Below are 13,610 nucleotides of genomic sequence, written 5' to 3' on the forward strand. Positions count from 1 at the left end.
TCATTTTTTATTCATATTCAGCTAATATCTCTTCAATTGTAAATTTTAATCCGAAATAGACAAATAATGCGGCGATTGATGAGGGGAATCCAAACCGGTTGCCTTCTTCATCGGGAAGAAGTCCCTTTGTAAGCGCCAGGTCAATATGGACGTCTGCCAGATTATCGAGGCTTGGTCCGCCATCCGCATCAACCACGGATGAGACCGCGGTAAATAAAATGCCCTTGTCCTTTAATTCTGCTGCTGCTGTCACTGCATCCTTATCCGTTGAAAAACGGGAAAAGAGCAGTACGCGGTCGGCAGAAGTAATTTCTGCACCATCATAGCTTCGGACAAAATCCAATTTTTCTTCACCTTCAATTGCCTCAAATGAAACAGCCTTCATTTCCCTGCTTCCATAAATATAGAGGATTCCATCTCCTGCAGGTGCCTGGGCAAGCAGTCTCGCTCCATCCTCAAATGAAAACTCACCTTTATCCTGGATCCTTTTAAATAAGCCCGTCAGCTGGGTCGTAAACATTTTTAACATTCTGATCCTCCTATAAGCATATTGAAAATTGTATGATTTCTGCCATAACATGTATTGTTTTATTATAGCCCTCTGTGCTAAAAATGTCGAAAAACCTAGGAAGAAGGAAGCAGGAGTTTTGAGTGCGGAAATAGAAGTATTAGGATGGGATATAAATAGATAATGGCCAATGTGAAAAATAATTTTATCAGATGGGGAGAGGCGAAAATAATGAACGAAAAAGTTTTGATCGTTGATGACCAGTTTGGAATCAGAATTTTACTTAACGAAGTGTTTCAAAAGGAAGGTTATAAAACCTTTCAGGCAGCAAACGGGCTGCAAGCACTCGATATCGTAAAAAAACATGCCCCTGACCTTGTTTTGCTTGATATGAAAATTCCGGGAATGGATGGAATTGAAATTTTGAAAAGAATGAAAGTCCTCGATCCGGATATCCGCGTGATCATCATGACGGCATACGGAGAATTGGATATGATTCAGGAAGCAAAAGACCTCGGTGCGTTAACCCACTTTGCGAAGCCATTTGATATTGATGATATTCGTGCGGCCGTAAGGAATAATTTGCCTGAAAAATCCACCAAAAATTAGTTTTGTCAAAGGGAAAAAGGGTAATGTTTAGTTGGGTGCGCTTTCATTTTGACAGTTTATAAAACTCGTCTTGATTAATGGCAATTCTCCATTCAGTTTGGTATGATACTAATGAACTTGCAGAGGTTGTTTATCTTTTTGTCATGTACATAAACCTTCATACAGAGGGAAAACTTTACGTGGAAGCTCTGTTCCGAAAAGATACCGACCTATAATAAGGAGGAAGAAAAATGCCTTTAGTTTCAATGACTGAGATGCTGAAAAAAGCGAAAGCAGAAAGCTACGCTGTTGGGCAATTCAACTTAAATAACCTGGAATTCACTCAGGCAATTCTTTTAGCAGCACAGGAAGAAAAATCACCTGTAATCCTTGGTGTTTCCGAAGGCGCAGCCCGCTATATGGGTGGCTTTAAAACTGTTGTTAAAATGGTTGAAGGATTAATGGAAGATTATAAGGTTACTGTACCGGTTGCGATCCATCTTGACCACGGATCAAGCTTTGATAAATGTAAAGAAGCGATCGATGCTGGATTTACTTCCGTTATGATCGATGCATCACACCACCCATTTGAAGAAAACATTGAAACAACTTCAAAGGTTGTTGAATATGCACATTCAAAAGGCGTTTCTGTTGAAGCGGAATTAGGAACTGTTGGCGGACAGGAAGATGACGTTGTTGCAGAAGGCGTTATTTACGCTGATCCAAAGGAATGTGAAGAGCTTGTTACTCGCACTGGCATCGATTGCCTTGCACCAGCATTAGGCTCTGTACACGGACCTTACAAAGGCGAACCAAACCTTGGATTCAAGGAAATGGAAGAAATCGGCAAGACTACAGGTGTGCCTTTAGTTCTTCACGGAGGAACTGGAATCCCTACAAAGGACATCCAAAAATCAGTTTCACTTGGTACTGCTAAAATCAATGTAAATACTGAAAACCAAATCGCATCTGCTAAAGTTGTTCGCGAAGTATTAGCAGCCAAGCCTAATGAATACGATCCACGTAAATACTTAGGCCCTGCTCGCGATGCAATCAAAGAAACGGTAATCGGCAAAATGCGCGAATTCGGTTCTGCAGGCAAAGCTTAATATCAACATCAATTGAAAAGTGGTGTTCCCGGCAATGGGGCATCCCTCCTTTTTCTATTAAGATGAAGAAGGGTTCATCGGTGTTTGAAGTAAAATACTTAACACGAAACCGCCCCTTTTGAAAGAGGCGGTTTCAATTCTTTTTTAAAAGGCAGAAAATTTTGTCTAAAAATGGAGGGTTAATATGAAGTTTTTTATTGATACAGCAAATATTGAAGAAATCCGTGAAGCCCATGCATTAGGTTTATTAGCTGGAGTTACAACCAATCCATCACTTGTCGCCAAAGAAAAAAATGTTTCATTCCATGATCGTTTAAAGGAAATCACCGCACTTGTTCCTGGCTCTGTCAGTGCTGAAGTAATCGCCCTTGATGCAGAAGGCATGATTAAAGAGGGAAGGGAATTGGCTGCGATTGCTCCAAACATTACAGTCAAGGTTCCGATGACTCCTGAAGGATTGAAAGCCGTTCATGCTTTTTCAAAGGAAGGCATCAAAACGAATGTAACGCTGATTTTTAATGCCAACCAGGCTTTGCTTGCAGCGAGAGCTGGTGCCACATATGTTTCTCCATTCTTAGGCAGATTGGATGATATCGGCCAGAACGGTCTTGACCTCGTATCAACGATTGCGGAAATTTTTGCTGTTCACGGACTTGAAACAGAAATTATCGCTGCATCCATTCGCCATCCTATGCATGTAACAGAAGCTGCATTAAGAGGTGCGCATATTGCTACCATTCCATATAAAGTACTTCTGTCATTATTTCATCACCCTCTGACCGATAAAGGAATCGAAGCATTTTTGGCTGACTGGAATTCCCGGACAAACAGCTAATATATTTTCCAACTTTTTTTGTTATCAATACATGAAAATCTTTTTTTCGTGTAAACTATATAAATAGACACTGTCGGATTTTGCCTTTTTGTGTTGGAAAAATATGCCTGACCCCTTTCTGGTAAGGGTATTCCCTATAAAGAAAACTCGCCGATTGGCGAGCCTTTAGGGCGAAGACAGAGGCGTAGTTGCCCTTATGCGCAATAAGAAAGTATTAACTTCGAAAGTTTATACTTTCTTATTAGCTAATAAAAGGTCAAGAAGGAGCCCTTATCGGCAGGCAGGTAACATCAGAAATTTTAATCCGATATGAATGACATAAGGCTTAGAAGGGAGTCGAAAATGGAAAAGCTTAAGATTGCAGGCGGTTATCCATTAAAAGGGACAGTACGGATCAGCGGTGCCAAAAATAGTGCAGTTGCATTAATCCCCGCTACCATTTTAGCTGATTCGCCAGTAACGATTGAAGGATTGCCCGATATCTCAGACGTTGAAATTTTGAAAGACTTGCTGGAGGAAATCGGCGGTTCGGTCAATCTATCAGATAATGATATGACAGTCGACCCTTCGGCAATGATCTCGATGCCTCTTCCGAACGGGAAAGTTAAAAAATTGCGTGCTTCCTATTATTTAATGGGTGCTATGCTGGGACGTTTCAAAAAGGCGGTAATCGGCCTTTCCTGGCGGATGCCACCTTGGTCCAAGGCCGATTGACCAGCACATTAAAGGTTTCGAAGCACTGGGTGCAAGCGTGACAAACGAACAGGGAGCGATTTACCTGCGTGCGGACGAGCTGCGTGGAGCAAGAATTTACCTCGATGTCGTCAGCGTTGGAGCGACCATTAATATCATGCTTGCGGCTGTCAGGGCAAAAGGGCGGACGATTATTGAGAATGCTGCTAAAGAGCCAGAGATTATCGATGTTGCAACACTTTTAACCAATATGGGCGCGAAAATTAAAGGTGCAGGTACCGATGTGATCCGGATTGATGGGGTTGATCAGCTTCATGGATGCCAGCATACGATTATCCCTGACCGCATTGAAGCGGGAACCTATATGATTTTGGGAGCAGCTGTAGGTGAAGGCGTTCTGATTGATAATGTAATTCCACACCATATGGAATCATTGATTGCTAAGCTTCGTGAAATGGGTGTTCAAGTAGAAGCTCGTGATGACCAGATTTATGTTTCCGGCTCTAAGTCATTTAAAGCCGTGGATGTTAAAACCCTCGTTTATCCTGGTTTCCCTACTGATCTACAGCAGCCATTTACATCTCTGCTGACAAGGGCTGAAGGATCAAGCGTCGTCACCGATACGATTTATGGTGCCCGATTTAAGCATATTGATGAATTAAGAAGAATGAATGCAAACATAAAGGTTGAGGGCCGTTCCGCCATTATCAATGGACCTGTCCAGCTTCAGGGTGCCAAAGTGAAGGCAAGCGACCTCCGTGCAGGTGCGGCATTAGTCATTGCGGGGCTGATGGCAGAAGGCATTACGGAAGTCACAGGTCTTGAGCATATTGACAGAGGCTACAGCAACCTGGTGGAGAAATTGAATGGCCTTGGCGCAACTGTCTGGAGAGAATCAATGACAAAAGAAGAAGTCGAACAGATGAAGAATACGTAACCATATTTTTGTGATTTCAAATGGTTATATGTTCAGGCTATAATAGATAAGTACGTTTTTAGAGGTGAATGGGGGAGAAACAGATGGAAAGAAGTTTAACGATGGAGCTCGTCCGCGTGACGGAGGCTGCTGCACTCGCTTCTGCCCGCTGGATGGGCCGCGGAAAAAAAGACGAGGCAGATGACGCAGCGACAAGCGCAATGCGTGATGTCTTCGATACCATTCCGATGAAGGGTACAGTCGTGATCGGCGAAGGGGAAATGGATGAAGCGCCGATGCTGTATATTGGAGAAAAACTTGGAACTGGCTATGGCCCGCGTCTGGATGTAGCGGTTGATCCTCTTGAGGGAACCAATATTGTCGCATCTGGCGGCTGGAATGCCCTTGCTGTTTTAGCGGTTGCCGACAATGGAAATCTGCTTCATGCGCCGGATATGTATATGGAAAAAATAGCAGTAGGTCCGGAAGCTGTCGGTGAAATCGACTTAAATGCTTCAGTGCTTGATAATTTGAAGGCTGTTGCACGTGCGAAAAACAAGGATATTGAAGATGTGGTTGCCACTGTATTAAATCGCGAGCGCCACGAGCATATCATTGCCCAGCTTCGCGAAGCGGGAGCGAGAATTAAACTGATCAACGATGGCGATGTGGCAGGAGCGATAAATACAGCTTTTGACCAAACCGGTGTTGATATCCTCTTTGGTTCAGGCGGAGCTCCTGAAGGCGTCCTTGCAGCAGTTGCGCTAAAATGCCTTGGCGGAGAGATCCTCGGAAAATTAGTGCCTCAAAATGATGCTGAGCTTGAACGCTGCATCAAAATGGGCCTTGATGTAAACCGTGTCCTCCGCATGGAAGACCTGGTAAAGGGCGACGATGCCATTTTTGCAGCTACTGGTGTTACAGATGGAGAATTGCTAAAGGGAGTCCAGTTCAAAGGATCCTACGGTTCAACGCATTCTGTTGTCATGAGGGCGAAATCAGGCACAGTCCGATTCATTGAAGGACAGCACAGCTTGAAAAAGAAGCCAAATCTTGTCATCCGATAATCATTTTTTATGTTAAATTGCAAACCCTTACACCCGGGTGCATCCCGGGTTGTATGGGTACAAAATCCTTTTCAGAATAAGGCGGCTAGTTTGCCTAAAACAGCTCCGTTCATCTTCCAGATGCTCCTTCCTGAAAAAATCAGTTGATTAATTTTTTGAGAACAGGGTAAAATAGAAATTGTTTTTAAACTTCATTAATTTCCTTTTCTTCTTAAAAAAACTTCAATGCAATAGTAAGACTTAACTTTCCAATTCCTCCAACTCTTATTTTTTCGAACAAAATGGACATATACTTTCATTCTTGAAGTCCGAATAAGTTGAATAATAGATTGCTGCCTTTACTAGGGTTAGTTTGTCTATTATCGGAGAAACGGAACAAACTTTTAAAGTGTGGTGTACAAATGGAATTAACAATATCTAGTCTAGAAAACATGAAGCTGAAGGAGCTTTACGAGCTTGCACGTGAATATAAAGTGTCCTATTACAGCAAATTAACGAAAAAAGAATTAATTTTTGCCATCCTGAAAGGGCGCGCCGAGCAGCAGGGCTTCTTTTTCATGGAGGGAGTACTTGAAATCATCCAGTCAGAAGGCTTCGGATTCCTCCGTCCAATCAATTACTCGCCAAGCTCAGAGGATATTTATATTTCTGCCTCTCAAATTCGCCGCTTTGATCTTCGGAATGGGGACAAGGTTTCAGGGAAGGTTCGTCCTCCAAAAGAAAACGAGCGTTATTACGGCTTGCTTCAGGTTGAAGCTGTCAATGGCGATGACCCTGAATCGGCGAAAGAGCGCGTTCATTTCCCTGGCCTGACACCTTTATATCCAAACAGGCAGATGAAGCTGGAAACAACTCCAAAACATTTGTCTACAAGGATTATGGACGTGGTTGCGCCTGTCGGCTTTGGACAGCGTGGATTGATTGTTGCTCCTCCAAAAGCGGGGAAAACAATGCTCATCAAGGAAATTGCCAACAGCATTACCGAGAACCATCCGGATGCTGAGCTGATTGTCCTGCTGATCGACGAACGCCCTGAGGAAGTAACCGATATCGAACGGTCTGTTGCCGGCGATGTAGTAAGCTCGACATTTGATGAAGTACCTGAAAACCATATCAAGGTTGCAGAGCTTGTCCTTGACCGTGCCATGCGCCTTGTCGAGCATAAGCGTGATGTCGTTATCCTGATGGATAGCATTACACGCCTTGCCCGTGCCTACAATCTTGTCATTCCGCCAAGTGGACGCACGCTATCAGGCGGTATTGACCCAGCTGCCTTCCACCGTCCTAAACGCTTTTTCGGGGCTGCAAGGAATATTGAAGAAGGCGGAAGCTTGACGATTTTGGCTACGGCACTTGTGGATACAGGTTCGAGAATGGACGATGTGATTTACGAGGAATTCAAGGGAACAGGAAACATGGAGCTTCATCTTGACCGTTCACTTGCTGAACGCCGTATCTTCCCGGCATTGGATATCCGCCGTTCCGGTACCCGTAAGGAGGAGCTTCTCATTCCGAAGGACCACTTGGATAAATTATGGGCAATTCGTAAATCCATGTCGGACAGCCCTGATTTTGCAGAACGTTTCTTGAGAAAACTGAAGCAAACGAAATCGAATGAAGATTTCTTTGCGGTGCTTGGCGAAGAAATGAAGGGAAGTCGTTCCACAAGCCGCCAGCAGTAATGCTTGCTCTTAAGTGAAGTCTTTCTGAAATAGTTATTATTTCGTATTTTCTAAACGCCTAAAATTGTGTCAAAAGGGTGTGATTCCCAGCTTGCAAAAAACGGGATTCATGCTATAATAGGTACAGTGTGTTTTTACCATTTTAATGTTTGTTTAAAGACAAGCATTATTCGATAACTCTGTTTCGAATGATTCAGGGCGGAAGGAGATGAAAAGAATGAAAGCAGGAATTCATCCAAATTATAAATTAGTTAAGGTGACTTGTGCATGCGGAAACACGTTCGAAACTGGTTCAGTTAAAAACGAAATTCGCGTTGAAACTTGTTCAGAATGTCATCCATTCTATACTGGTCGCCAAAAATTCGCTGAAGCAGGCGGACGTGTTGACCGTTTCAACAAGAAATACGGCCTTAAGCAACAGCAACAATAATCGCTCAAAACAGGCAAGAATCATCATCCCTTGCCTGTTTTTTACTTTTAATAAACCCTTTTACATAAACCATTCGATCGCAATGGTTATATATAGATTTTTATTGTGGTTAGCAAGGAAGGAGAGGCCGTTTTATGTATGTGATGAAACAAAGCGGATGGGTTGAGGTCGTCTGCGGCAGCATGTTTTCCGGAAAATCGGAAGAATTAATCCGTCGGGTGAGACGAGCACAGTTTGCAAAACAGAAAATTGCTGTATTTAAGCCGAAAATCGACAATCGCTATAGTAAGGAATCTGTCGTTTCCCACAATGGCTCTTCTTTTATTGCAATGCCAATTGCCCATTCAACTGATATTATGCAGTATATTGACGCTGAAGTGGATGTAATCGCAATTGATGAAGTCCAATTTTTTGATGATCAAATCGTAAAAGTGATTCAGCAGCTGGCAGATAGCGGATATCGCGTCATCGCAGCGGGCCTTGACCAGGACTTCCGCGGCGAACCTTTCGGTGTAATGCCTGCCCTGATGGCAGTGGCTGAGCTTGTCACAAAGCTTCAGGCCGTTTGTGCTGTTTGCGGATCACCAGCAAGCAGGACGCAGCGCCTTATTAATGGAAGCCCTGCTTCCTATCATGATCCGATTATTTTGGTTGGCGCATCAGAAGCCTACGAGCCCCGCTGCCGCCACCATCATGAGGTTCCAAAAACGCCAAGCCGTTCGGTGGAAGCGGAAGCTGAACTTTATAATAATTGATTTAAATGCCGTAGCTGCTTTTAGCTGCGGCATTTTTCTTGGAAAAATTTTTCTGGAACCGCTTCTCAAAAATCGGGCAAGCTATTTGTAGAGGTGGATAGGATGAAAAAATGGATGATTGTAATTCTGGCTCTTTATCTGGCCGGCTGCAGCAACAATAATAATGCAAACTACGATCTGAAAAAAGATAAGACAAATCCGCAATTCATGTCCAACCGTCCGGATGGTAGGCAGAGGATGGGTGACCAAAATCCCAACTTCCTTAACTTAAAAGGGACCACGGAAAGAAGTGAAATCAATTCAAATCAAGAAACAGATGTGGACCAGGCACGGCGGACAGTAGCGATGTCGAAGGAATTTACTCCAGGTGCCGTTTGGATCAATGGAGATAGAATGTGGGTTACCGTCTATAAAAAGGGTATGCTGACTGAAAGGGAAAAAATCAATGCCGAAGCACGCATGCACCGCAAACTCGTTCACGCACTGCCGCGATATAATATTGAAGTAAGAGTGAAGGAAGACAGAAGATAGCATGCTCTGAATTACAGGGCATGTTTTTTGTTTTTGGCTGTTTTCGTAAACTTTGTTGCTATTTAAGGAGTAGTTGATTTCCACTCCAGGATGCTCGCTTTCCGCGGGGCGGGCGGTGAGCCTCCTCGGCGCACAGCGCCTGTGGGGTCTCATCTGTCCCGCTGCTCCCGCCGGACGTTGAATCATCTCCCTGGAATCAACACCGCACGAAGGAGATGCGTGAGCATTTTCGAGGAGCTCGCACCTTCCGCTCCACTCAACTTCTTTTTCAACGATTTGCTTTTAAAAACCTATTTGCAAAACAACAATCTTTTAGAAAGGCTGTTTTAGCAAGGATTGTTGTTTTCGGAACAAATTCTAATATTAGAGTTTGTTCCGAAATCCTCTGATTCAGACTCGATTACCTTTAATTTGATCAGCGTTGTCCGAATACCGCTCTGATTCGGACTCGATTACCTTTAATTTGATCAGCGTTGTCCGAATACCGCTCTGATTCGGACTCGGTTACCCTTGATATGATCAACCCTGTCCGAATACCGCTCTGATTCGGACTCGATTACCTTTGATATGATCAACCCTGTCCGAATACCGCTCCGATTCGGACTCGAGTACCCTTAATTTGATCAACCCTGTCCGAATCCCGCTCCGATTCGGACTCGAGTACCCTTGATTTGATCAACCCTGTCCGAATCCCGCTCCGATTCGGACTCGAGTACCCTTGATTTGATCAATCCTGTCCGAATCCCGCTCTGATTCGGACTCGAGTACCCTTGATTTGATCAACCCTGTCCGAATCCCGCTCTGATTCGGACTCGAGTACCCTTGATTTGATCGACCTTGTCCGAATCCCGCTCTTATTCGGACTCGAGTACCCTTGATTTGATCAACCCTGTCCGAATCCCGCTCTGATTCGGACTCGAGCACCCTTGATTTGATCGACCTTGTCCGAATCCCGCTCTGATTCGGACTCGAGTACCCTTGATTTGATCGACCTTGTCCGAATCCCGCTCTGATTCAATTCAAGTACCATTGAATACACCACTATTAATCTTGATTCGTTTCTAAGCGAGCACAAATTATTACAAAAACAACCAAGTCTACGATAAGAGTCTTTAGAAAACAGCCTTGTTTTTTAATAAAAGCTCAGCTGTATAAAAAATTTCCTCTTTAATTGGTTTTGACGGTACATTTCCCCTATACTATAATTATAATGTTATGGACTAAAAACTGAGGTGAATAACTGTGTTCGATCGTCTTCAATCTGTTGAAGATCGTTATGAAAAGTTAAATGAGCTTTTAAGCGATCCTGAAATTGTGAATGATACAAAAAAACTGCGAGAATTTTCTAAGGAACAATCAGATATATCCGATACAGTAATGGCGTATCGTGAATACAAGGATGTACGTGAACAGCTTTCAGATGCCAAAGCGATGCTTGAAGAAAAATTGGATTCTGAGATGCGCGAGATGGTGAAGGAAGAAGTAAACGAACTTCAAAGCCAGGTGGCAGAGCTAGAGGAGAAATTAAAAATCCTCCTCATTCCAAAGGATCCAAATGATGATAAGAACGTTATTTTTGAAATCCGCGGAGCGGCTGGCGGTGATGAAGCTGCATTATTCGCTGGCACTCTGTACCGTATGTACAGCCGCTATGCAGAAGCGCAGGGCTGGAAAACAGAAATCATTGATGCCAATGCCACTGGACTGGGCGGATTCAAGGAAATCAGCTTCATGATCACAGGTACAGGAGCATATTCAAAATTGAAATTCGAGAACGGGGCACACCGTGTTCAGCGCGTTCCGGAAACAGAATCAAGCGGCAGGATTCACACTTCCACGGCAACCGTCGTGTGCTTGCCTGAAGCTGAGGATGTTGAGGTTGAAATCCACGATAAAGATATCCGTTTTGACGCATTTGCATCAAGCGGCGCCGGCGGACAAAGCGTAAATACGACGATGTCAGCGGTTCGTTTAACCCACATTCCAACTGGGATTGTCGTTTCCATCCAGGATGAGAAATCCCAGCACAAAAATAAGGACAAAGCCATGAAGGTATTGCGTGCCCGCGTTTACGATAAATTCCAGCAGGAAGCTCAGGCTGAATACGATCAGGTGCGTAAATCTGCTGTTGGTACAGGTGACCGTTCTGAACGGATTCGTACTTACAACTTCCCGCAAAATCGTGTAACCGACCACCGTATCGGCTTAACGATCCAAAAGCTCGACCAGATTCTTGAAGGAAAGCTGGATGAAATCATCGATGCATTGATCGTAACAGATCAATCAGAAAGACTTGAGAATGCGTCCAATGAGTAAAAAAGTGTACGAAGCCCTCAACTGGGCTTCTTCTTTTAAAAGCGGCCAATCGGGAGGAACATGCGGGAGAATTGCTGCTGCGCCATTTTACGGGAATGAGCCGGTCCATGCTGTTGGCAAGCCTTAGAGATGAACTTGAACCTGGGACAATAGAGGCTTTCGAAAAATCGGTCCACGACCATGCTGCCGGAAAGCCGGTACAGTATATCATCGGACATGAAGAGTTTTATGGCAGGCTTTTTCATGTCAATGAATCTGTCCTGATTCCAAGGCCGGAAACGGAAGAGCTGATTATGGAGTCGATCAGGCGTATCGAGGAAAAGTTCGGATCCCGCCAGGAGTTGACGATGGTGGATGTCGGGACGGGCAGTGGTGCAATCGCCGTAACGATGAAGCTTGAATGTCCGCAGTTAAAGGTGCTGGCATCGGATATCGCTCCTGATTCTCTGGAGCTGGCAAAAGAAAATGCAGACCGGCTTGGTGCTGAAATCAATTTTGTCCAGGGAGATTTGCTTCAGCCTTTCATCGAAAAAGGTGTGTTGTTTGATCTCGTCCTTTCGAATCCCCCTTATATTCCGATCGGCGATATGACGGGTATGTCTGAGGTCGTAACGGAGCATGAGCCGCATCGTGCACTATTTGCGGGTGAGGATGGGCTTGATTTTTACAGAAGGTTCATGAAGGAGCTGCCGCTTGTTTTAAAGCCCGATGCATTTGTTGGGTTTGAAATCGGTGCCGGCCAGGGTGAAGCGGTCGCTGAATTGCTGTCAAATACATTCCCACATGCGAAAGTGGATATTATAAATGATATAAATGGAAAGGACCGGATGGTATTTGCCGATCTGTCCTCTGCAGGATAAAGAACCTCGGATTCATTTCGGGGTTCTTTTTTATGCTTGCTAAAAAGGGTTTTTAGCGGGTGTTTAAAAGGGTGCGGTCGATATTTTTGGGACCCGGTTGATAAATGTTTCTGTACGGTTGATAAATCATAAATTTCGGTTGAAAACCCGGTGAAAAGAGTCACGAGCCTAGTTCTTCAAAAAGAAATCTAGTTTTTTATTTTTAATAGTTTAAGATTCTGGCATTTTGTCCACAATGAGTTAGTGAAGGGACGGTGTCGGTGTTGAGAAGTAAAACGATTGTATGGGCATATCTTGTGATTCTATCATTAGGGACAATAATGAGTTTATATATACCAAAAAATGAAGTGGCTGCGAAGGAGGAAATTGTGATTCCTGGTGAAGCCATCAGGCTGAGAATCCTTGCAAATAGTGATAGTGGCTCAGACCAGGCGTTGAAACGACTGGTACGCGACAAGGTAAATGAGAATATCACCGTTTGGGTAAAGGATCTCACTTCCATTGACGAAGCAAGGAAATTGATTCATTCCAAGCTTCCTGAAATCCAGCAAATTGCAGAAGGTGTAGTGGAACAGCAGCATTCTGATCAGTCTGTAAACGTAAAGTTCGGCAAGGTACAGTTTCCAACTAAGCTGTATGGTGAATTCCTTTATCCCGCAGGAGAATATGAAGCCATCCTGATTACACTTGGAGAGGGGAAAGGGGCAAATTGGTGGTGCGTGCTTTACCCGCCGCTCTGCTTCCTTGATTTTTCAAGCGGAGTAGCTGTAAGCCAGGGATTTGATGGGGAAAAAAAGGCACAGCGCGAGGAAACAAAGCCAGAGCGGAAAGAACAGCGCGAGGAAACAAAGCCAGAGCGGAAAGATCAACAAGTGGAAGCAAAGCCAGAGCAAGAACTACAGATTTCTGATCGTAAGCAGGAAGATGAGGTTTCACAGTTGGAGCAGAGAAATGATAGCGATGAAGAGCCGCCGCAAGCTCCAGCAATGTTACTGATATACCATCTGTAGAAAGCAGTAAGGTATATGCTCAACAGGAAGTACAAGAAAAAGCAGAGCAAAAGGAAAGTGGCCATAAGCATTCCAAGGTTTACGCAGAAGAAGACGAGAAACCGGTTGAAGTGAAGTTTTTTGTGGTCGAGATGTGGAAAAAGATGTTTAACTAACTTAAACGGATTTAATTTTACAAAAGTTATGAAATGTCTACATATTATATTACATTCGGTGTACAAGTCGATTACAGAACCCTTACAACGGTTTTAATTTCCTTAAAGAGGATATTTATAGGGAGTAACGTCAAAAATCTTCTAAGGAGTGATCT

11 protein-coding genes and 2 pseudogenes are annotated in these 13,610 nt (G+C 43.9%); 12 read left to right on the forward strand and 1 reads right to left on the reverse strand.

Annotation, left to right across the window (positions count from 1 at the left end):
* Positions 1-7: 7 nt before the first annotated feature.
* Positions 8-529 carry a DUF2529 domain-containing protein gene (locus RCG23_RS12745; protein WP_308175992.1) on the reverse strand — a complete coding sequence of 174 codons (522 nt, stop codon included), beginning with the start codon at positions 527-529 and terminating at the stop codon, positions 8-10.
* Positions 530-736: 207 nt separating this feature from the next.
* On the opposite strand from RCG23_RS12745, the gene RCG23_RS12750 reads away from it, so the two are divergent.
* The 12 genes and pseudogenes from RCG23_RS12750 to spoIIR all read left to right on the forward strand — a co-directional run bounded on the left by RCG23_RS12750 (position 737) and on the right by spoIIR (position 13,300).
* Positions 737-1,117 carry a response regulator gene (locus RCG23_RS12750; protein WP_308180050.1) on the forward strand — a complete coding sequence of 127 codons (381 nt, stop codon included), beginning with the start codon at positions 737-739 and terminating at the stop codon, positions 1,115-1,117.
* Positions 1,118-1,347: 230 nt separating this feature from the next.
* Positions 1,348-2,205 carry a class II fructose-bisphosphate aldolase gene (locus tag RCG23_RS12755; RefSeq protein WP_308175993.1) on the forward strand — a complete coding sequence of 286 codons (858 nt, stop codon included), beginning with the start codon at positions 1,348-1,350 and terminating at the stop codon, positions 2,203-2,205.
* A gap of 184 nt (positions 2,206-2,389) precedes the next feature.
* Positions 2,390-3,040 carry a fructose-6-phosphate aldolase gene (gene fsa, locus RCG23_RS12760; protein WP_308175994.1) on the forward strand — a complete coding sequence of 217 codons (651 nt, stop codon included), beginning with the start codon at positions 2,390-2,392 and terminating at the stop codon, positions 3,038-3,040.
* Positions 3,041-3,382: 342 nt separating this feature from the next.
* A pseudogene (locus RCG23_RS12765) lies at positions 3,383-4,670 on the forward strand (UDP-N-acetylglucosamine 1-carboxyvinyltransferase).
* A gap of 83 nt (positions 4,671-4,753) precedes the next feature.
* Positions 4,754-5,716, forward strand: coding sequence for a class II fructose-bisphosphatase (glpX, locus tag RCG23_RS12770; RefSeq protein ID WP_308175995.1), 963 nt, complete (start codon positions 4,754-4,756; stop codon positions 5,714-5,716).
* A 401-nt stretch (positions 5,717-6,117) separates the two neighbouring features.
* Entirely contained in the window at positions 6,118-7,398 is a 1,281-nt protein-coding gene (gene rho, locus RCG23_RS12775) for a transcription termination factor Rho (RefSeq protein WP_308175996.1), read from the forward strand.
* A 217-nt stretch (positions 7,399-7,615) separates the two neighbouring features.
* The gene (gene rpmE / locus RCG23_RS12780) at positions 7,616-7,828 is read left to right on the forward strand and encodes a 50S ribosomal protein L31 (RefSeq protein ID WP_308175997.1); all 213 of its coding nucleotides are present in this window, start codon (positions 7,616-7,618) and stop codon (positions 7,826-7,828) included.
* A gap of 134 nt (positions 7,829-7,962) precedes the next feature.
* Positions 7,963-8,583, forward strand: coding sequence for a thymidine kinase (locus tag RCG23_RS12785; protein ID WP_308175998.1), 621 nt, complete (start codon positions 7,963-7,965; stop codon positions 8,581-8,583).
* A 102-nt stretch (positions 8,584-8,685) separates the two neighbouring features.
* The gene (locus RCG23_RS12790) at positions 8,686-9,114 is read left to right on the forward strand and encodes a hypothetical protein (RefSeq protein ID WP_308175999.1); all 429 of its coding nucleotides are present in this window, start codon (positions 8,686-8,688) and stop codon (positions 9,112-9,114) included.
* Positions 9,115-10,356: 1,242 nt separating this feature from the next.
* Positions 10,357-11,430, forward strand: a complete 1,074-nt coding sequence (prfA, locus tag RCG23_RS12795; RefSeq protein ID WP_308176000.1) for a peptide chain release factor 1 — start codon at positions 10,357-10,359, stop codon at positions 11,428-11,430.
* Positions 11,423-12,290, forward strand: a pseudogene (gene prmC / locus RCG23_RS12800) (peptide chain release factor N(5)-glutamine methyltransferase). The gene prfA and the pseudogene prmC overlap by 8 nt, the downstream one beginning before the upstream one ends.
* Before the next feature lie 320 nt (positions 12,291-12,610).
* A complete protein-coding gene (spoIIR, locus tag RCG23_RS12805; protein WP_374049854.1) occupies positions 12,611-13,300 on the forward strand; it encodes a stage II sporulation protein R in 690 nt (229 codons plus the stop codon).
* The last annotated feature ends 310 nt before the right edge of the window (positions 13,301-13,610 follow it).

The organism is Neobacillus sp. PS3-34 (assembly GCF_030915465.1).
Taxonomy (GTDB): domain Bacteria; phylum Bacillota; class Bacilli; order Bacillales; family Cytobacillaceae; genus Neobacillus_A.

Coding starts and splice junctions, on each gene's coding strand:
- RCG23_RS12745 (WP_308175992.1), bottom strand. CDS start 529: ATGTTAAAAATGTTTACGACCCAGCTGACGGGCTTATTTAAAAGGATC.
- RCG23_RS12755 (WP_308175993.1), top strand. CDS start 1,348: ATGCCTTTAGTTTCAATGACTGAGATGCTGAAAAAAGCGAAAGCAGAA.
- fsa (WP_308175994.1), top strand. CDS start 2,390: ATGAAGTTTTTTATTGATACAGCAAATATTGAAGAAATCCGTGAAGCC.
- glpX (WP_308175995.1), top strand. CDS start 4,754: ATGGAAAGAAGTTTAACGATGGAGCTCGTCCGCGTGACGGAGGCTGCT.
- rho (WP_308175996.1), top strand. CDS start 6,118: ATGGAATTAACAATATCTAGTCTAGAAAACATGAAGCTGAAGGAGCTT.
- rpmE (WP_308175997.1), top strand. CDS start 7,616: ATGAAAGCAGGAATTCATCCAAATTATAAATTAGTTAAGGTGACTTGT.
- RCG23_RS12785 (WP_308175998.1), top strand. CDS start 7,963: ATGTATGTGATGAAACAAAGCGGATGGGTTGAGGTCGTCTGCGGCAGC.
- RCG23_RS12790 (WP_308175999.1), top strand. CDS start 8,686: ATGAAAAAATGGATGATTGTAATTCTGGCTCTTTATCTGGCCGGCTGC.
- spoIIR (WP_374049854.1), top strand. CDS start 12,611: ATGAGTTTATATATACCAAAAAATGAAGTGGCTGCGAAGGAGGAAATT.